This window comes from Agrilactobacillus yilanensis, assembly GCF_003946725.1.
Lineage (GTDB): Bacteria > Bacillota > Bacilli > Lactobacillales > Lactobacillaceae > Agrilactobacillus > Agrilactobacillus yilanensis.
In genome coordinates this window covers 51,253-70,496 of the sequence record NZ_RHOY01000010.1, presented here as the reverse complement: position 1 = coordinate 70,496, position 19,244 = coordinate 51,253, and the positions used below count along the sequence as shown (strand labels likewise).

19 protein-coding genes, 1 other RNA gene and 1 pseudogene are annotated in these 19,244 nt (G+C 39.5%); 5 read left to right on the top strand and 16 right to left on the bottom strand.

The features are described from left to right. Positions 1-161: 161 nt before the first annotated feature. From EKM93_RS08255 to EKM93_RS08240, 4 genes are read right to left on the bottom strand one after another with little or no spacing between them, the layout of a single operon-like run. Positions 162-1,073, bottom strand: a complete 912-nt coding sequence (locus EKM93_RS08255; protein ID WP_125714848.1) for an RluA family pseudouridine synthase — start codon at positions 1,071-1,073, stop codon at positions 162-164. Further along, entirely contained in the window at positions 1,073-1,528 is a 456-nt protein-coding gene (gene lspA, locus EKM93_RS08250; RefSeq protein ID WP_125714846.1) for a signal peptidase II, read from the bottom strand. Before lspA ends, EKM93_RS08255 begins: the two co-directional genes overlap by 1 nt. A 23-nt stretch (positions 1,529-1,551) precedes the next feature. Beyond that, positions 1,552-3,228 carry a formate--tetrahydrofolate ligase gene (locus tag EKM93_RS08245; protein ID WP_125714844.1) on the bottom strand — a complete coding sequence of 559 codons (1,677 nt, stop codon included), beginning with the start codon at positions 3,226-3,228 and terminating at the stop codon, positions 1,552-1,554. 25 nt (positions 3,229-3,253) lie between these two features. Then, a complete protein-coding gene (locus EKM93_RS08240) occupies positions 3,254-3,685 on the bottom strand; it encodes an EbsA family protein (RefSeq protein WP_125714842.1) in 432 nt (143 codons plus the stop codon). Positions 3,686-3,763: 78 nt separating this feature from the next. Here EKM93_RS08240 and EKM93_RS08235 point away from each other — a divergent pair, with 78 nt between their 5' ends. Next, the gene (locus EKM93_RS08235) at positions 3,764-4,168 is read left to right on the top strand and encodes a ribonuclease HI family protein (protein WP_125714840.1); all 405 of its coding nucleotides are present in this window, start codon (positions 3,764-3,766) and stop codon (positions 4,166-4,168) included. Between the two features lie 26 nt (positions 4,169-4,194). Here EKM93_RS08235 and EKM93_RS08230 read toward each other — a convergent pair whose 3' ends face one another. After that, positions 4,195-4,797: a nitroreductase family protein gene (locus EKM93_RS08230; protein WP_125714838.1), complete on the bottom strand. Its 603-nt coding sequence runs from the start codon at positions 4,795-4,797 to the stop codon at positions 4,195-4,197. 146 nt (positions 4,798-4,943) lie between these two features. On the opposite strand from EKM93_RS08230, the gene EKM93_RS08225 reads away from it, so the two are divergent. Then, the gene (locus EKM93_RS08225) at positions 4,944-5,816 is read left to right on the top strand and encodes a DegV family protein (protein WP_125714836.1); all 873 of its coding nucleotides are present in this window, start codon (positions 4,944-4,946) and stop codon (positions 5,814-5,816) included. A 109-nt stretch (positions 5,817-5,925) separates the two neighbouring features. On the opposite strand, the gene EKM93_RS08220 is transcribed toward EKM93_RS08225, so the two are convergent. Beyond that, a complete protein-coding gene (locus EKM93_RS08220; protein ID WP_125714834.1) occupies positions 5,926-6,255 on the bottom strand; it encodes a hypothetical protein in 330 nt (109 codons plus the stop codon). 130 nt (positions 6,256-6,385) lie between these two features. Here EKM93_RS08220 and EKM93_RS08215 point away from each other — a divergent pair, with 130 nt between their 5' ends. Continuing rightward, on the top strand, positions 6,386-7,399 hold the full coding sequence (locus EKM93_RS08215) for a lipoate--protein ligase (protein WP_125714832.1): 1,014 nt from the start codon (positions 6,386-6,388) through the stop codon (positions 7,397-7,399). Between the two features lie 93 nt (positions 7,400-7,492). On the opposite strand, the gene EKM93_RS08210 is transcribed toward EKM93_RS08215, so the two are convergent. The 5 genes and pseudogenes from EKM93_RS08210 to EKM93_RS08190 all read right to left on the bottom strand — a co-directional run bounded on the left by EKM93_RS08210 (position 7,493) and on the right by EKM93_RS08190 (position 11,540). Beyond that, entirely contained in the window at positions 7,493-8,467 is a 975-nt protein-coding gene (locus tag EKM93_RS08210; RefSeq protein ID WP_125714830.1) for an NAD(P)-dependent oxidoreductase, read from the bottom strand. Positions 8,468-8,491: 24 nt separating this feature from the next. Continuing rightward, positions 8,492-9,613 (bottom strand): THUMP domain-containing class I SAM-dependent RNA methyltransferase, encoded by a 1,122-nt coding sequence (locus tag EKM93_RS08205; RefSeq protein WP_125714829.1) that lies wholly within the window; start codon positions 9,611-9,613, stop codon positions 8,492-8,494. Positions 9,614-9,708: 95 nt separating this feature from the next. Next, positions 9,709-10,065: RNase P RNA component class B (rnpB, locus tag EKM93_RS08200), an RNA gene on the bottom strand. Positions 10,066-10,546: 481 nt separating this feature from the next. Then, positions 10,547-10,891: pseudogene (gene gpsB / locus EKM93_RS13640) on the bottom strand (cell division regulator GpsB); the annotation flags it as partial. Positions 10,892-10,988: 97 nt separating this feature from the next. Further along, positions 10,989-11,540, bottom strand: a complete 552-nt coding sequence (locus tag EKM93_RS08190) for a DUF1273 domain-containing protein (RefSeq protein ID WP_125714827.1) — start codon at positions 11,538-11,540, stop codon at positions 10,989-10,991. A gap of 108 nt (positions 11,541-11,648) precedes the next feature. Here EKM93_RS08190 and recU point away from each other — a divergent pair, with 108 nt between their 5' ends. Both recU and EKM93_RS08180 read left to right on the top strand, forming a co-directional pair. Then, positions 11,649-12,284: a Holliday junction resolvase RecU gene (gene recU, locus EKM93_RS08185; RefSeq protein ID WP_318530793.1), complete on the top strand. Its 636-nt coding sequence runs from the start codon at positions 11,649-11,651 to the stop codon at positions 12,282-12,284. Continuing rightward, a complete protein-coding gene (locus tag EKM93_RS08180; protein WP_164507034.1) occupies positions 12,274-14,610 on the top strand; it encodes a transglycosylase domain-containing protein in 2,337 nt (778 codons plus the stop codon). The genes recU and EKM93_RS08180 overlap by 11 nt, the downstream gene beginning before the upstream one ends. 204 nt (positions 14,611-14,814) lie before the next feature. On the opposite strand, the gene nth is transcribed toward EKM93_RS08180, so the two are convergent. From nth to EKM93_RS08155, 5 genes are all read right to left on the bottom strand, one after another. Continuing rightward, complete coding sequence (gene nth / locus EKM93_RS08175; protein ID WP_125714823.1) at positions 14,815-15,468, bottom strand: endonuclease III; 654 nt, start codon at positions 15,466-15,468, stop codon at positions 14,815-14,817. A 21-nt stretch (positions 15,469-15,489) separates the two neighbouring features. Continuing rightward, on the bottom strand, positions 15,490-16,119 hold the full coding sequence (locus EKM93_RS08170) for a DnaD domain protein (RefSeq protein ID WP_125714821.1): 630 nt from the start codon (positions 16,117-16,119) through the stop codon (positions 15,490-15,492). Positions 16,120-16,216: 97 nt separating this feature from the next. Beyond that, the gene (gene asnS / locus EKM93_RS08165) at positions 16,217-17,515 is read right to left on the bottom strand and encodes an asparagine--tRNA ligase (protein ID WP_125714917.1); all 1,299 of its coding nucleotides are present in this window, start codon (positions 17,513-17,515) and stop codon (positions 16,217-16,219) included. 23 nt (positions 17,516-17,538) lie between these two features. Continuing rightward, the gene (locus EKM93_RS08160; protein WP_125714819.1) at positions 17,539-18,729 is read right to left on the bottom strand and encodes a pyridoxal phosphate-dependent aminotransferase; all 1,191 of its coding nucleotides are present in this window, start codon (positions 18,727-18,729) and stop codon (positions 17,539-17,541) included. Between the two features lie 24 nt (positions 18,730-18,753). Beyond that, the gene (locus EKM93_RS08155; protein WP_125714817.1) at positions 18,754-19,233 is read right to left on the bottom strand and encodes a cell wall elongation regulator TseB-like domain-containing protein; all 480 of its coding nucleotides are present in this window, start codon (positions 19,231-19,233) and stop codon (positions 18,754-18,756) included. Positions 19,234-19,244: the final 11 nt, after the last annotated feature.

Genomic DNA, 19,244 nt, shown 5'->3' with positions numbered 1-19,244 from the left:
CCATTCAGGTAAGGAGTTCATACGAAAATAGCCATTGAATTTCAGCTATTGCTTTATTTTGTGCACACGCAGTGCCTTCGCAGACCTTCTTAGCCTCACGGGACTAAATTAAAGGTGTTTCTATTTGATTGCCATAACTATACCGAAAAATCTGTTAGATGTCAATTGTTTTTTTGTAATTGGGCCAGTGTTTTCTCAAAAATTGGCGGTAGTGGTGCCTCAAAATGTAAGACTTCACCAGTACGTGGCTGCGTGAAGCCTAAAACAGCTGCGTGCAAAAATTGACCGTTACCAGCTAATGTTTTTTTAGGGCCATAGACCGGATCACCTGCAATGGGATGGCCGATGTAGCGTAAGTGTACTCTAATTTGATGGGTGCGGCCCGTTTCTAAAATACATTTGATAAACGTAAAATTAGAATTATAAAAACGCTGCAGCACTTCAAAGTGCGTCACTGCATGGCGGCCATCAGCAACAATTGCTTGCCGTTGCCGATTCTTAGGATCTCGACCAATAGGTGCATCAATGGTCCCTTTATCGGCTTTAACAATGCCATGAACCAGTGCTAAATAAACCCGTTCATTAGTTTTAGCTTTCAGCTGTGCTGATAAAGACTGCATGGCTAATTCGTTTTTGGCGACCATTAATAAGCCGGAGGTATCTTTGTCAATGCGATGAACAATCCCCGGCCGAATTTGATCATTAATATCTGAGAAAGTTGTATGGTATAACAAGGCGTTGACTAACGTATGTGCTTCATGACCTACAGATGGATGAACAACCATGCCTTGGGGTTTATTAACCACAATAACATCGTCATCTTCATAAACAATAGTCAACGGTATATTTTCTGGTTGTGCTGTCAGTGGCTTGGGCTCTGGTACAGTAATGGTAATCTGATCCCCTAGCTTTACTTTATAGTTTGCTTTAATCGGTTGATCATTGGCCATGACCGCATCGTTTTTGATCCAATTTTGGATTTTGGAGCGGGTAAATTCTGGGAAGGCGGCGCTTAAGACTTTATCTAAGCGACCACCATTTTCGGTAACAGTATAACTTAATTTCTTAGACACTAAATAGACTCCTTATCCAAAAAGATTAGATCAATAAACAATAGAATAACCCCTATTGTAACAAATGTATCAGCGACATTAAAAATTGGGAAATTGATGAATTTTAATTGGAACATGTCCACAACATAGCCTAGATGAATCCGATCAATTAAATTACCTAAGGCGCCGCCTAGCAGCAGACTGAGACTGATTTTAAATAGCGGATGCACTTCTTTTTTTCTAATGAGCAAATACAAAATGACAATCGTCGCAATCGTGGTGACGATGTAAAAGAACCATGTTTTCCCCTGTAAAATACTCCAAGCCGCCCCATAATTACGAACGTATAATAAATCCATCAATTTCGGCATCAAAGCCTGTGTTTGACCAACCACAAGATTGGCCACAATCCAATGTTTAACAAGCTGATCTAAAAGGACCGCCACCCCAGCGATTGCCAACCACAAAACCAACATAACGTTTACCTCATTTATTTAAATTAGAATAATCCTGAAATTACGCCGTTTTCATCCACATCCATATTCAACGCGGCCGGTTTTTTCGGTAAGCCTGGCATCGTCAAAACATTGCCGGTCAGGACCACTAAAAAGCCAGAACCAGTTTTAGGAATAATTTCGCGAACATGAATTGAAAAATCTGTCGGCGCGCCTAAAACATGCTGATCATCGGTTAATGAATATTGGGTTTTGGCCATGCAAATTGCCAAATCATTCCAATCGTTTTCAGCGATCGTTTTTAAATCTTTTTTCGCCTTTGCAGAGAAAATAACGGATTTACCACCATAAATAGTTTGCACAATTTTTTCAATTTTAGTTGTTACGGGTTCTGTTTTATCATATAAAGGCTGAAAATCAGCGGGTTGCGCTAATGCTTCATTAACAGCTTTTGCTAAAGCTTCCCCACCAGCACTGCCTTTTTCCCAAATTTCAGTATTAATTGCAGCAACACCGAAATCTTGGCAAAGTTTTTGAAGTAGCTTGATTTCAGCGGGTGTATCTGTGATAAAAGCATTGATCGCCACCACAACAGGCACGTTATAACGCTTCATATTCTGGATATGTTTCTTTAAGTTACCAAAACCAGCTTCTAAAGCGGCTAAATTTTCGGTGGTTAAATCTTTGACGGCGACGCCACCATTATATTTTAAAGCCCGAATCGTCGCAACGATCACCGTCGCATCCGGTGTATGGCCAATATTAGGCGCAGCGATATCCATGAATTTTTCACCACCAAGATCCGCACCAAAACCAGCCTCAGTGATCGCAACGTCACCTAGGCCTAACGCCATCTTAGTCGCTAAGACGCTATTGCAGCCATGGGCGATATTGGCAAATGGCCCCCCATGAACAAAAGCAGGTGTTTTTTCAAGGGTTTGGACAAGATTAGGTTTTAAGGCATCTCTTAAAAGCATCGTAATGGCACCTTGTACTTTTAGGTCAGCGACGGTAATTGGTTTTTTGGTGTAGGTGTAGCCGATTGTAATTTTTGCAATGCGTTTTTTTAAGTCAGTAATATTTTCAGCCAAACACAAAATAGCCATTAGTTCACTGGCAACTGTGATGTCAAAACCAGCTTGTCTTGGTACGCCAGAAGTAACGCCGCCTAAGCCCGTGACAACTTGCCGCAGGGACCGATCATTAATGTCTAATACCCGTTTCCAAGTAACGCGTCTTGGATCAATATTTAATTCGTTACCTTGTTGAATATGATTGTCGATCAAGGCGGCCAGAGTATCATTGGCCGTTGTCAAAGCGTGCATATCCCCAGTGAAATGTAAATTAATATCTTCCATTGGAATAAGCTGTGCTTTACCACCGCCAGTTGCGCCGCCTTTCATACCCATCACTGGGCCCAATGAAGGTTCACGTAAAGCGATGACTGCCTTTGTGCCTATCCGATTCAAAGCATCTGCTAAGCCCACACTAACTGTAGATTTACCCTCTCCCGCAGGTGTTGGGTTAATCGACGTCACTAAAACTAATTTGCCTTGTGGCCGCTGTTTAATTTCTTGAATTGCTTCAAATGTTAATTTTGCTTTGTATTTACCATAATTTTCAAGATCATCTGCGGTTAAGTTCATTTTAGCAGCGATTTGATCAATCGGTGCCATGGTGGTATGTTCAACCTCTTGCGCAATTTCAATATCAGATTTCATTAAAACCCTCCTGATTTTGTAAAAATTAATGAAAATTATTTTCCATGGTTAATATTTTAACATGATTCTTTTTAAAAGTATCTATTAATATACTTCGTCTTTTTTTGAAAACCAAAAAATCATACCGGATATATTTAGGATTTGCAATCATAATCCGAACATTATATTTATAAGTTCTAATTTCCTTAATATTATCTAAAGCAATGTGTTTAGACTTGAGTAATAGCCTTTTAAAAATAAGTTCATTTTTTTCAGTATCCACCACTAATGTTTGTCCAAAAAAGGCATATAAACACAACAAAGCGGCAATCAACCAGCACAAAATAGCAAAGATATTAAACGTTAAGGCTTCAAGCTGTAAAATAAAACCGACAAAAAGCGCAATTAACGTGAAGCACCAATAAATAATTTGATTTTGCTGCGCTAAATAAATATGTATCTTGAATTGACCTGTCATAAAAAAACCTCCACTCCATATGTTACCATGAAAGTATCATAAAAAAAGAAAATTTTGATCTGAAAGGTTTGAAACATCATGATTCATTTAAACACTGATGCGGCCGTTCGGGGTAATCCCGGTCCGGCAACAGCGGGCATTTTAATTGTTCAAGATCACCAGCAATTGCAGCTTACCGCAAATTTAGGACAGCTCAATAATCATGAAGCCGAATTTGCGGCGGCTATTTGGGCTTTTGAATACTTGAGTCAAACAAATCAAACCCACGAAATTGTCGCCTTTCAATCTGATAGTCGCATTTTAATTGATAGTTTAAATAAACGCTATAGTAAAAGTTACAGCACATATTTAGCGCAATTGCTGGCACTGCAAGCTAAATTTGACTTAGTTTTAAATCAATGGGTTGCTGAAAGTCAAAATAGCGGTGCGCACCATTTGGCCATTCAAGCGTTGCAAAAAATAAAAAAACCTGATTCTCAGTAACTGAAAATCAGGCCCTCAACTTAAAATTATTTAAAAACTTTGAACCGATCAGTTTTAGCCATGAAATCCTTGTCTCCTGCTGGATTTTCAATTGAGCCAAATGGCATTTCAGCCCGCAACTGCCATTGATCAGGAATATTGAAGGCTTGTTTAACGGCTGTGTCAATTAACGGATTATAATGCTGCAAACTAGCCCCGATATTTTCATTAGCCAACGTTGTCCAAACATTAAATTGGGTACTCCCTTGATTTTGTTCTGCCCAATCCGCAAAATTCTCCGCATAAAGTGGAAATTGGTTTTCAAAGTTTTTGACAATTTCAGTGTCTGTAAAGTACAAAATTGTCCCGAAACCAGCTTTGAAACTCATTAGTTTGTTTTTTGTATTTTCAAAAGCTTTTTCGTCTGGAACAACTGTATGCAGGCGATCAGCTGTTAAATCCCATAATTTATCATGGTGTTCATTAAATAAGAATACAACCCGAGAAGTTTGATTATTAAAAGCAGATGGCGCATGTTCAACAGCTTGTTCAACAAGCGTTACAATTTCATCTGGTGTTTGGGAAATATTCTTGCCTAAAGCATAAATTGTTCGACGATTACGAATTAAATCTAAATATTGTGATGACATATTTAAACCACCTTTTTTATTTTTAAATTATGACTTAAAACCATCTTATCATCTTACTTTTTGTAAGTAAACTATTTTTTTCATTTATTTTAAATAGCAGATAGGCTACAATATAGATAATAAAAAGTTCTATTGGAGTGTAAAAAATGAAAACAGCTATTTTAACGGACAGTACAGCCTATTTAACACCTGAACAAATTGCGGCGTATGATATTACTGTAGTATCCATTCCTCTAATTTGGGAAGATGAAACTTATTACGATAACAAAAACATTTCAGTTGATGAGTTTTACACCCGATTAAAAACGGCCGAAAATCTACCAACGACTTCTACCCCTTCCATGGGCGAAATGCAAGCTAACTTTGATCGCCTTGCTGAGGAAGGCTATGACAATGTCATTTGTATTTTATTATCCAGTGGCATTAGTTCGTTTGTAACGAATTTAGCCGTTTACGCTAAGAGCGTTGAAAATATTAATGTCTATGCCTACGACTCTAAAATTACTTGTGCCGGATTGGCAGATATGGCCTTGTTAGCCGGTAAATTGGCCGAAGCCAATAAGACCCCTGAGGAAATTATTGAAGCCTTAGACGTGGAAAAATCTACCATGGGTGTTTATTTCATGGTTGATGATCTCAGCCACTTGAAGCGGACTGGCCGTTTGAGCAATGCCTCTAGTTTTATTGGCGGTCTCTTAAAAATAAAGCCAATTTTATCAATGGATATTCAAGCTGAAGGTAAAATTTCAGCAATTGCTAAAGAACGCCAAGCTAAGCGCGCTTATGAGCATATCAAAAATAGCTTTGGCCAAGCCATCGCTAATGCGGACTATCCTATCCGACTAACCGTTTTTGATGCCGCAGACAAAGAAACCCAGCAAGCTTGGGTAGATGATCTACAAGCCAGCTTCCCGCAAATCACCGTAGATAAGAGTATCATCGGTCCGGTCATCGGGGTGCATGTCGGTCAAGGGACCATGGCGATGATTTGGGCCCGTGATTGGAAGAGCTTTGATTAAAAAGGCGAAACTAGTTTTGAGCCTAATCTGATTTCTAACTTAATATATACAGTAAGATTCGCAAAAAACAGCCCGTTCAAAATTAATTCTGAACGAACTGTTTTTTTTGCTATCTTTCCCATTTTATAAAATCATCTAAATGCTTTCCTAAGTAACTAATGGCTTCTTGCCCCAGAGCAACCGCTTTTTCCTCAGTCGCTTCTGGTGCCAAACCATAATAATCTACCAAAAAGCCCTTAGCGACATCTAAAAAATTCTCATTGCGGCCATAGCCGTTATCTTGGAACAAAATATCTAATTCATCTAAACTACGATGTGCCGTTTGATAAATTGTCTTCACAAGATCTTTTTGAGTTGGTAATTTCTGATTGCCATATTTAATCAAAAATTCAACCATATCAATAATTGCTTCTTTACGTGCTTCTTTTTCTTTTTTCAAAATAAACACCTCAACCTCAATGATAGTTTTTAGAAAACATTTTTTCAATTGAATTAATTTTCGAAAATGTTTTTATTTTAATCAATTACATTATATACTATGCTTAGAATACATAAAGGAGGTTTTTTTAGTGCGTTATGTAATTATGAAATCTAATGATATTCGTCAGAATTTAGCAACAGAACAGTTTTTAATGAACAATAAGGAATTTAATGAACCCTTATTATTATTTTATATAGAAGGTCCTTGTATTATTGTTGGTCGCAATCAAAATACATTTGAAGAAATTAATCAAAAGTACGTTGAAGACAATAATATCACCGTCACTCGGCGACTTTCCGGTGGCGGTGCTGTCTATCAAGACTTAGGCAATCTTTGTTTTAGTTTTGTAGTCAACGCAGATGATGAATCTTTTGGTGATTTTAAATCATTCACGCAGCCGATTGTTGATGCTTTGCATGATATGGGCGCAACCAGTGCCGAAGTCAGCGGCCGTAACGATCTGTTAGTAGACGGTAAAAAATTCTCTGGTAATGCGATGTACACCCGTAATGGTAAAACATTTAGCCATGGTACCCTATCTTACGATGTGGATCTAGACGTTTTAACAAAAGCGCTAAATGTACCTGAAGATAAAATAAAATCTAAAGGTATTAAATCTATTCGCAGCCGGGTTACCAATGTTCGACCTTATTTAAAACCAGAATATCAGAATTTAACAACTGAAGGCTTCCGCGAAATTCTATTGTTAAGATTATTCGGTGCTGATAAATTAGCCGATATTCAAGACCAAGAATATATCGTAACCCCCGAGGATGAACAAGAAATCAAGAAGATTTTTGATAAATATTATAACAATTGGGATTGGGTTTATGGCAAATCTCCAGAATTCACCCTTAAAAAACGGCAACATTTTGATTTTGGGACAATTGATGCCCGCTTATTAGTTGAAAATGGTAAAATTCATAATATCAAATTTTATGGCGACTTCTTCGGTCCAGAAGATGCGGCACAATTAGCCGACATCTTAAAAGGCACGGTCTATGATCGGCCCCACTTAAACGAAGCTTTAGCAGATATTGACACCAATCGATTCTTTAATGGTATTCCTAAAGCTGAGATTATCGAATTATTGGCTCAATAAAGCACCGATTCTAAAAACTAAAAATGAGACTAGGTTAAAGGAAGGCTAACTTTCCTTTGACCTAGTCTCATTTATTTTAGCAATGTTTATCGTTTAATAACGCCGACTCAAATCAACTTGATTCCGGATTAAAGTGCCATCCTTCATAAATTGAGCCAAATTTGGTTCAAATATTTTGAAAAAGGCTTTTTTAAAATGAGCCACATAGCCGGATGTATGCGGCGTTATCAAAACGTTAGGGTAATTCCATAAGGGAGATTCTAATGGCAGTGGTTCTGTCTCAAAAACATCTAATGCCGCTGCTTTGATTTGGACCTTATCCAAAGCTGAAATTAAAGCCGTTTCATCCACAGAAGGCCCCCGACCAACATTCACAAAGAGCGGTTGCGTCGTTAACTGATCAAAGAAGGCCTTGTCAAAAAAATGCGTTGTTTCTGCCGTTAAAGGCATGATATTCACTAAATAATCAGCTTTTGCTAAAAGCGGTTGATAATCTTGATCTGTGGCAATAGTTTCAAAGCCCGCTTTAGGACGGCCAGAGTGACTCACACCTAAAACATGCATGCCAAAAGCAGCCGCAATTTGGGCAATTTTTTGGCCAACATGCCCTGTGCCAAAGATTAAAATCGTTTTATCATCCAAATTTGAAACTTTAGTCGTATCAATGCCATAATGCCGTTGCGCTTGTGCTTGAATGGCTTGCTGTAGACCACGTTCAAAGTACAGTAAATAGCCCAGCACATTTTGGGCAATCGAATTTTCATGGGTCCCACTGGCGGTGGTGACTAAAATATGTTTGGCTGCCAGTGCTTCAAAAGGCAGTGAATCCACGCCAGCTGATAAAGACTGAATCCATTGCAGTTGACTACTATCTGAGGCTAATAATTGATTGAGTAAGTCCGAATGACGCTTAGTGCCTTGCCGATAGCCGTAAAGAATATTGATGGTATCCACATCACTTGGTTTTAAAGTTTCTGGTGTAATCACCGTTAATGTTGGATATTGTGTTGCTAACTGGGTCAACTGATCTGGTCTAAATGGTTTTAAGGCCAATAATGTTTTTGACATAAAATACCCCCATTTAATAAAAGTTTAATGTCTTTGGGCCCAATATTGGAAATAATCAGCCCTTAGTGCACCATTATAAAGTTTACGCCGTTTTGTTGCCTTTTGACCATAGGCACTTTCAAATTTTAAATCAGAAGTTAAAATATATTTACTCCAATCGGTCAAAGGTCGGAACGCTTCGCCCATTTCTTGGTAAATACGTCGAACTTCTTTTTGAGTGCTTAATCGTTGACCGTATGGTGGATTGACAATAATAACCCCATCTTTATCGGTTGTTTTGAAATCTTTAACCGCCAATTGTTTAAAGGTAATATCATGGAGTACGCCGGCATTGTTAGCGTTTAATTTGGCGATGTCGATCATGTTTTCGTTGATATCGTAGCCTGTAATATTCAATGCTACTTTTTGAATTTCTGATTCTGCCTTTTGCCGTGCTTGCACCACAAGTTCTGTGTCAAACCAATCAAAGGCTTCAAAACTGAAATTTCGTTTTAAACCTGGTGCAATATTTTTAGCAATTAACGCCGCTTCAATTGGTAATGTCCCCGAACCAGTCATTGGATCTACAAATGGCTGATTGGCATGCCAAGTCGTTAATAGAATTAACGCTGCAGCCATATTTTCTTTCATTGGCGCCCCACCGGCTTCAACTCGATAGCCTCGTTTGAATAAACTATCCCCTGTTGTATCCAGCGTTAATCGTGCTTTATCTTTGGTAATATTCATATCTAAAGCAAATAAATGCCCGGTTTCTGGAAAGCGGGTCCGGCGATGATAAAATTCTGATAAACGTTCCACAATCGCTTTTTTAGTCACTGCCTGAATATCTGGCTCAGAATGCAGCTTTGAACGAACAGATCGACCAGTTACTGGGAAACGAGCATCCATTGGTAAATAATCTTCAAACGGCACTGCTTTGACATTTTGAAATAGATCTTCAAAACTAAGGGCTTTGAATTCTTTTAAAATAATTTTAATTCGGTCTGCGGAGCGCAGCCACAAATTTGTCCGGACAATGTCGGCCTGATCTCCTTTAAAAAGGACCCGTCCATTTTCTGTTTCTGTTTCGTAGCCTAAATCTTTTAATTCTCGTGCAGTCACAGCTTCAAAACCAGAAGCCATCGTTGCCATTAATTGATATTCCATGAGTTCTCCTTTATTGTAACGATCTTTATATCTATAATATACTTAATTTTAACCAAAATAAAAAGAGGTACTGAGACCTCTTTTCCCGTGCAAATCTCTATAAGCCATGTTCTGTTCCAGAAAAGCTGGGCACTTTTCCTTCAGTGATCATCTATCTGCTTAAATAGCTCTTACAAGTTGTTCATTTCCGTTTGTAAGACGCCCCTACCAAAAGTTTGGGTTACTCGCTCGTGGGGTTTACCTCGTTCCACCCGCTATATTTCTATAGCGGCTACGTCACTGTGGCACTTTCAAGCGATTTAGCATAGCCACAAGGGCCTTAGCTAAATCCACTGCCGTCAGTATAAACTGCCTTGGCTTATTGGGCCAAGCACGAACACTACAAGCATCTCAGCTTGTGCGGGCATGGACTTTCCTCAGCTTACATACATAAGCCGCAATCACTCAAGATCTACGATTTATTATTTTAGCATACTATTAAAAACGATTCAAATCATTATTAGGATTATTGTAACGATTTGTATTATTATTTTGGTAACGTGGATCTGGATCGTTGCGATCAAAACGATTATTATTATAGTTTTGATAATTTCGATTATTATTTGGTCGAGCATCCGTAATATTACTGTTTGGAATATTATTTTGTGGCATATTATTCACGTTCATATTATTCGGATTAGCTGGTGCTTGTGGCATCCCTGCATTAGCCCCGCGGTTCATCCCCGCATTGGCCGGTGCTTGATAGCTATTTGTTCTTGGCTGACCATCAGCCGCATTCACATTATTTTGATACTGTGCCGCATTAGCCCGGCCGCTGATTGTATTGTTGTTCAAAGGCGCCCCAGCATTTGGCTGCCCCATACCATTAAATTCATTATGGCGTGAGCCAGCCGTATTGGCTTGTTCTCTTGGCTGACTTTGGCCTTGGCTCTGACCAAAGACACGTCTTTCAAGATTTGAAAGACGTTTCAAAATATCATACGTTGAACTGCTGCTCCCAGCAGCGGTATTGTTAGAACCGCCAGCATTTGGCGCCATCCCTGGGCCACCACCGGCTGCTGCTTGTTTGGTTAACTCATCCACACGAGAAATTAAACGTGCATTTTCTTGAGATAACTGCTGCAGCTGGGTATTAAAAGTTTCATAGTCTTTAATGACATCGTCCAAAAATTCATCAACTTCAGCCTGATCGTATCCGCGCATCTTTTGTTTAAAATCTTTTTCCAAGATATCCTTTGGCTGTAGATTTATATTTTGTTGCGGACGATTATTGGGCATATCTCTTCTATCATCCATAGTATTTAACACCTCAGTTTTATTATAAAAACACTGTTCTCACCTAGTATACCAAAAAAATTATTGAAGGAAAACCAATTTACAATAGGTTTTCTTGCCAATCTTGACTTATGTCCTCTAAAGTATACATATCGATCAAAGTCAAGTCATAATCTTGATTTTCTTGATGACGTTTAATAACCTCATAATCAAATTTAGGCTTCCCCGGCTGTTCCGGATCATAAACTAATAACGCCCCATCGGTATGAGCCAACATAAACTGCTGGTATTGTTTTAACTGTTGGGGATTTTTGTAGGGTTGGGGGCTGACGGTTTTTGAAAAATCAGCCAATGATACTATTTGAGCCAATTGGCTTTGATTTTTTTCATTCCACTGACTACCAAAATCTTGAAACGGCAACATTGCCGCCACTCGTAATTCTGGATAAGTCGTTTTAAGGGCCTTAACCACTTGGATGCCCCATTGCTCAACCCCTAATTGACCACCGGTGATCACCCAATCTAGACCTTGATCCAATGCGGCCAAAAGCTGAGATTTTAAAGCATACTTGATAATTTTGAGTTTTGGATCCTGATCGTCAAAAATATTTAATTCATAACTACGATACCCGGTTAACCATAAATTTTTCATTTAAGTCTCACTTTCTTCAATAAATATCAAATTTTGATGACAAAAGCATAAAATCAAGTTGTTCTTGAATTATTTTTGTTATAATAGAGCAACTGGAGTGTGATTTTTTTGATTAAATATCCTAACGGGCATTATTATAAGCCTGAAACGGACCAACTGACCCAGCATTTGAAACAAAAGCATCATAATCAAGCGGTCTTTGGTCAGCGGGGCATGGCACTTGAAGATGAAATTAATGCCAGTAATGTGTATTATCGCCAAACACAACAAGCCGTGGTCTACAAAAAACCAACCCCGATTCAAATTGTCAAAGTAGATTATCCAAAACGCGCCCAAGCGATCATTAAGGAAGCTTATTTTAGACAACCTTCCACGACAGATTATAACGGGGTTTATCGTGGGTACTATTTAGATTTTGAGGCAAAGGAAACCAAAAATAAACAATCTTTTCCCCTCAAAAATTTTCATCAGCATCAAATTGATCATTTCAAGCGTTGTTTAACGCAACAAGGTATTTGCTTTGTGATCACTAAATTTGTCACCCCAAAGCGTATTTTTTTATACCCTGCCACAAAACTTATCCAATATTGGCAGCAAAGCCAACAGGGGCCTAAGTCGATACCTTTAACGGAATTTGAAACAAACGGCTTTGAGATTCAATACAGCATACAACCTATCTTACCGTATTTAACGGCCGTGGATCAATTAATTACAACATCAAAGGAGAATCATCGTGAGTGCTAAGCGTTCTAAAACACCCAAGGGTAAAAAAAGACATTGGTTTAGAACAATTCTGATTACGATTTTAGGTTTAATTTTAGTCGGTGAAATTGCCTTTTTACTCATTGGCCGACAAGCCCCTAGTTTGACCCAAAATAAACTGCAAAATGGCGGTTCTTCAGTAATTCTTGATTATCAAGGCAATGAAGTGGCCAGCTTAGGGGATGAAAATCGAGCGTATACAACCAGTGATACTTTTTCAACCACTTTAAAAGAGGCCGTCGTCTCTATTGAAGATCGGCGCTTTTATCAAGAACCGCTGGGGATCAATCCCGTGCGCATTGTCAAAGCAGCCGTTTATAACATCACCCACCCTAATGCCCCTGTTCAAGGCGGCAGTACTTTAACCCAACAACTCGTTAAACTCTCTGTTTTTTCAACTAAAAAATCAGATCAAACTTTTAAGCGTAAAATCCAAGAAGCTTATTTGACGTTTAATGTCGAGCGTAATTACTCTAAACAGCAAATCTTAGAGTTTTATATGAATAAAGTTTATTTAGCCAATGGGGTTTATGGCATGGGCACTGCCAGTGACTATTACTTTAATAAAAAGCCTAAGCAGCTGACCTTAGCCCAGGCGGCTTTAATTGCCGGCTTGCCGCAAGCACCAAACACTTATGACCCTTACGCTCACCCAGAAGCCGCCAAACAACGGCGGGATCAAGTCATTAATGCCATGTTAGCCAATGACAAAATCAGTCAAAGTGAAGCGACTGCAGCGATTAATACACCGATCTCTGATGGTTTAGTCTCTAAACGCGATTTAAACCAAGAAAATAATAACCGCTATGTGGCCGATAACTTCATTAAAGAAGTGATCAATGAGGTCAAAGCGCAAGGCTATGATCCTTACCGAGACAATCTAAAAATCAAAACAACGTTACATTTAGATGTACAAAAAGAACTTTATGACACTTTAAACGGGGACAGCAACAGCCTATTCCCTGATGACGAGATGCAAGCTGCCGCTACCATTGTTGAACCAAAAACCGGTAATATCATCGCCATGGTCGGGGGCCGTAAACAAGGCAAAGTCCTTTTAGGCTTGAATCGGGCGACTCAAACCACTCGAAGCAGCGGTTCTACCATTAAACCAGTTTTAGATTATGGCCCAGCGATTGATTATTTAAATTGGTCCACTTATCACTTGCTGGAAGATACCGCCTACACTTATCCAGGGACGGATATTGCTTTAATGGATTGGGATAATAAATACCAAGGTACCATTACATTACGCAAAGCCTTGGCGAATTCTCGAAACATCCCGGCGGTGCGAACACTCAGTACTGTGGGCTTAACCAAATCCAGTACCTTTGCTAAAAATTTAGGCATCACCGTCCCTAATGATGCCGGCTTAAGTATTGGGATTGGCGCAGATGTGTCTACGCTGCAAATTGCCAGTGCTTACGGCGCCTTTGCCAACAGCGGTACTTATCAAAAGCCGATTTATGTCACCCAAATTAAAACCGCTGACGGTATGGAACATAATTATCAAAGCGAAGCCAATCAGGCCATGAAAAAATCCACTGCTTATATGATCACCGATGTTTTAAAAGACGTGATTACAGACGGTACTGGTAAAAATGCTAAGATTTCAGGGATTGCGCAAGCCGGTAAAACCGGGACTGTCCAATATTCCAGTGATGAAATTGCCAGTAATACCGCCCTTTCTGGAACAGCTAAAGATGCTTGGTTTGCTGGTTACACGAAACAATACAGTATGGCCGTTTGGGTTGGTTATGATCAGCCGCAAAAGAGCGGTTTGTCTTACAGTGAACAGCAAATTCCGGTTTACTTGTATCAAAAGATCATGTCGCAAATTGCCAATTCCAGCAATAGTAGCGACTGGTCAAAACCTAGCAGTGTTGTTTCCGAAAGAATTCTCACCGGTTCTAATCCGGCGACGATTACCACAGCTACAACCAACTCTACTTTAGAACTATTTGTTAAAGGCCACCAACCTACCGCTCGGGCAGCGACCAGCAGTTCAAGCAGCAGTACCCGGCAACACCATACCACAACTTATGATGAAACAGACGAAGAAGCGGATACAAGTTCTGTAAATGGCACCACCGATGAAAATAGTGCCGCATCTAGTTCTTCTGCCAGCACCACCACCCCTGGTCAGTCAGAACAAAATAATCAAAATACGTCTGACAATACTACCGGCGGCAATAATAGTGGCACCACCGATGGCAGCACCTCACAAAATCAGCCGTCCAATAACACCACTGGCGGTAATACAACAGGTACGCCAAATACCAATCAGAACCAAGCCCAATCACCGTAAGGGCTAAACTAACGGTTTAACCTGCTTATTCATAGTCCTAGGTCACTTTTTACTTGACATAGGGCTATTTTTTATTGGCTTAAAATTTTTGAATACAAATAGCCCCCTAAGTCCTAGGTCACTTACTTAAAAGTAGCCTCTGACTTAAGCGGCTTAATTGTTAAAAGAGCTGCCACAACGAAATGTTATGTTAACTCGATCAATTTATTCAGCGGTCTTTTTCGTCCGCTTTTGCCCTTCCGCACAAATTTCTAATAAAGGACACGTTGGGCATTTAGGATTACGGGCCATACATTGATAACGGCCAAAAAAGATTAACGTATGATGACTTTTAACCCATTCGTTTTCAGGCAGCCGCTTGGTCATTACTTGTTCCACTTCAACGACCGAAGCAGACTGCTTCACAATCTGCAGCCGTTTGGCAATACGTTGAACATGGGTGTCCACCGCAAAAGCCGGAACATTAAAGGCATCCCCTAAAACCACATTCGCCGTCTTACGGCCAACCCCAGGTAATGAGACCAACCCCGCCCGGTTATTCGGTACCACCCCGTCAAAATCACTCAAAATCTTTTGGGCACAGGCTTTTAAATGTTTGGCTTTATTGTGGTAAAGCCCAATAGAACGAATATAAGCTTCAATTTCGGGAATCTCAGCGGCCGCTAAATCTTTAGGCTCTGGAAAACGAGCAAATAACTTAGGTGTCACCTTATTAACAGAAACATCGGTTGCTTGAGCACTTAACATCACCGCGATCAATAAATGAAACGGTGTATCTGAATGCAACGCCCCCATGGCTTCTGGAAATTCCAACATCATCTGATGCACCGCCCAGATCGTTTTTTCTTTTGAAAGCATAAACGTACCCCCTCGTTTAAATTAATATTGATTCCGTAAATCTTTTTCCCGCTGAACTTGTGCTTTAGACGTAATATTTTTCTTTTCCCAAGACAACAAAATCCGATCCATATATTTTAACGAATAAACTTGATTCAAAACCGCTTCCCGTAAAGCGAGTTCAATTAATTCGGTATTATAATGATCTTGTTTCAGCCAAGCATTCACTGTTTCAATCTCAATTGGCGACAGCATCCGCCCAAATTCCACTTCAATTTGTTTAAATAAATCTTGTTGGGCCGCCTGGCGCTGATTTTGTTTATCCTCGGCCGCTGCCTGCTTTAAAATTAGTTGCAAGCGACTGTACACCGGCTGTAAATCATACCGATCCTGCTGCCGTTGCTGGGCTGTGGCTGCCGTTGTCTGAATCGCAATTAGTTTTTTTTCAATTAACTGATGGAGTTCTTGAAAAACCTGTTCTTCAGATAAGCCTAACATCGTCCCTAATTGCTGGGCACTGGGGAAATCAATGCCTTGCTGCTTAAAACTCGTCAAAGCTAAATATAAAGTAAACTCATCCCCGGTCATATTTAAATCTTTAAAATGCTGGAGCAACAGATTTGGTAAAGTGGTATAACCACCATTAACCAACTGTTCAGAAAAATCATCCATCTTGTCACCCCCCTTAACTGGCTGCAAAAAACAAAGCTGGTACAAAACAAAACGTTTTGCCCCAGCCCGTCATTAATTCTAATAATCTACTTGCTACCTATGGTTGAATCCGGTTGATCATCCGTGGGAATGGAATCGCTTCACGTAAATGATCCAAATGACAAATCCAAGTAATTGCCCGTTCCAAACCAAGACCAAACCCAGAATGGGGTACAGAGCCATATTTACGTAAATCTAAGTACCATTCATAAGCATTTACGTCTAAGCCGGCATTTTCAATACTTGCTTTAAGTTGATCATAGTCCGTTTCTCTTTCAGAACCGCCGATGATTTCACCGTAACCTTCTGGTGCTAATAAATCTGCACAAATATAAACATCATCTCTTGTTGGATGTGGTTTCATATAAAAAGGTTTGATGGCCTTTGGATAATTTAAAATAAAGACCGGTTGTTCAAATTGGTCTGAAATGTAAGTTTCTTCAGGAGAACCAAAATCATCCCCCCATTTCACATCAAAGTCCGCCTCTTGCAACATTTTAACCGCTTCATCATAAGAAATTCGAGGATAAGGAGTCTTTGTATATTTCTTCAAAACTTCCGGATCCCGATCCAATAGTTTCAAAGCATAGTCACAATGATCTAAAACAGACTGGACTAAATAGGCAATATAACGTTCTTGGATTTTTAAGCTTTCTTCTTGATGCATGAAAGCCATTTCTGGTTCAATCATCCAAAATTCAGTTAAATGCCGTCTTGTTTTAGACTTTTCAGCTCTAAATGTTGGGCCAAATGAAAAGACTTTATCAAACGCTAAAGCGCCGGCTTCTTCATAGAGCTGACCACTTTGGGATAAGTAAGCATCCGTATCAAAATACTCAATATGGAATAATTCTGTTGTCCCTTCTGGTGCACTCCCTGTTAAAATTGGCGGATCAAATTTCAAGAAACCTTCTTGACCAAAGAAACGATAAGTGGCTTGGATCATTTCATTACGAATCTGCATGATCGCATAAGGGCGACGGGAACGCAGCCAAATATGCCGATTATCTAATAAAAATTCAATCCCATGATCTTTAGGCGTAATTGGGTAATCTTCACTTTCACCCACAAGTTCAATGTCACTGACTTCAATTTCATAGCCAAAGTGAGACCGGCTGTCTTCATGAATCACCCCAGTAATCCAGAAACTACTTTCTTGGCGTAAATGTTTTGCCATCGCAAATGTGTCTTCAGAAACATTACTTTTAACAACGACTCCTTGGAAAAAGGCCGTTCCATCTCGTAACTGCAAGAAGGCAATCTTACCGCTGGAACGTTTGTCGGTGAGCCATACCCCAATCTTGACTTCTTGATCTACATAGTTTTTTGCATCGATAATATTGATCTGTGTGGCCATCATAAAACTCCTCAAATTTAAAATTAATCGTTTGCTTTGCCGTTAACAAAGTCTTGGATTCGGATAATACCTTCTTTTAATTGTGCCATACTTGCCGCATAGCTAATCCGAATATAATCCGGCATGCCAAAAGATCGACCCGGCACAACGGCAACATATTTTTGTTCTAATAACGCTTCACAAAACGCTTCAGTCGTTGTAAAGCCTGAATTCAAGACCGCATTTTTAACGTTAATAAATAAGTAAAATGCCCCTGCTGGTTTTTCTTTAAGTTCAAAGCCAGGGATATTTTTAAGTAATGGATAAACGGTATTTAACCGTTCTTCAAAAGATCGTCGCATAACTTCAACAGATTCCTGTGGCCCAGTTAACGCTTCAATCGCCGCATATTGACTCACGGCCGTTGGATTACCCGTGGCATGTCCAATCAAAATCCCCATAACTTTTGTAATGCGTTCATCCCCTAAAGCATAACCAACCCGCCAGCCGGTCATAGAATAACTCTTAGATAACCCATGGATTAAAATTGTTTGCTTGCGGATCGCTTCAGAAATATCAATCAAAGCATGGAATTGATGTCCGTTATAAACAAGGTGATTGTAAATGTCATCAGAAATAATGATGATATCGTTTTTAACTGCCCAGTTTCCAATTTGGGTTAAGTCTTCTCGGCTGTAAATAACCCCAGTTGGATTTTGTGGTGAATTTAAAATAATCAGCTTTGTTTTATCTGTCCGAGCCGCTTCTAATTCATCCACCGTTACTTTGTAATCACCGGCTAAACTAGCCACAGAAACCGGTACACCACCTGCTAAACGCACTTGTTCCGTATAGCTAACCCAACCTGGGATGGGGATTAAAACTTCGTCGCCTTGGTTTAACAAAACTTGTAGTGCCGTGTAAAGCGCAAATTTTGCCCCCGTCGTTACAACAACTTCAGAAGGCTTATACGTGACGCCGTAGTCTACTTTAACCCGGTCAATAATTGCTTTTTTTAATTCAGGTAAGCCCGTTGCGGCCGTATAACCGCTGACTTTTCCTGCCTTAATGGCTTTAATAGCCGCTGCTTCAATATTTTCTGGTGTTTCAAAATCTGGTTGCCCAGCAGATAAATCGACAACATCCAAGCCTAAAGTTTTCATTTCTGATGCCTTGGCATTTAAAGCTAACGTTGCTGAAGGTTGTACTTTGGTCACATTCTTTGAAAAACGCATATCGATTCCTCCTAAAATGATCCATTATAAATTATTAATATTTTGAACAACATGTCCGGTTTTGAAATCAATGGTTTCATATCCAATTGTATGATTTTTGTTTTGAAAAGTCACTTCCCAAACCGGTTTTTTGTGATAAAGTCCCAAAGCAACATTATGAATCTGCTTTGGATCATAGCGGGCGATGACTTTATTCACCGCTTTTTGCTGTGAAATCCCCGCACTTTGATCTAAAATCACAATATTCTTATTATTCGAATTAATAATCACAAAAATTTTATGGTTCTTTTTGTCTAGCCCCCCCACCGTCCAGTTTTGGCCGTTACGGTTATACAAATAAAAGGTTTGGGGGGTCTTTAAATCTGCGTGCTGCTTGGCAATTTTGATCGCCTGTGCCTGATTGTCTTTATAAGGCGCGACACCGACATGATAAATAATGTAAATCGTGCTCAATAAAACCACGACAATGCCCGCATACAACCAATGTTTGACTCTTTCGCCCATGAACAAATTTC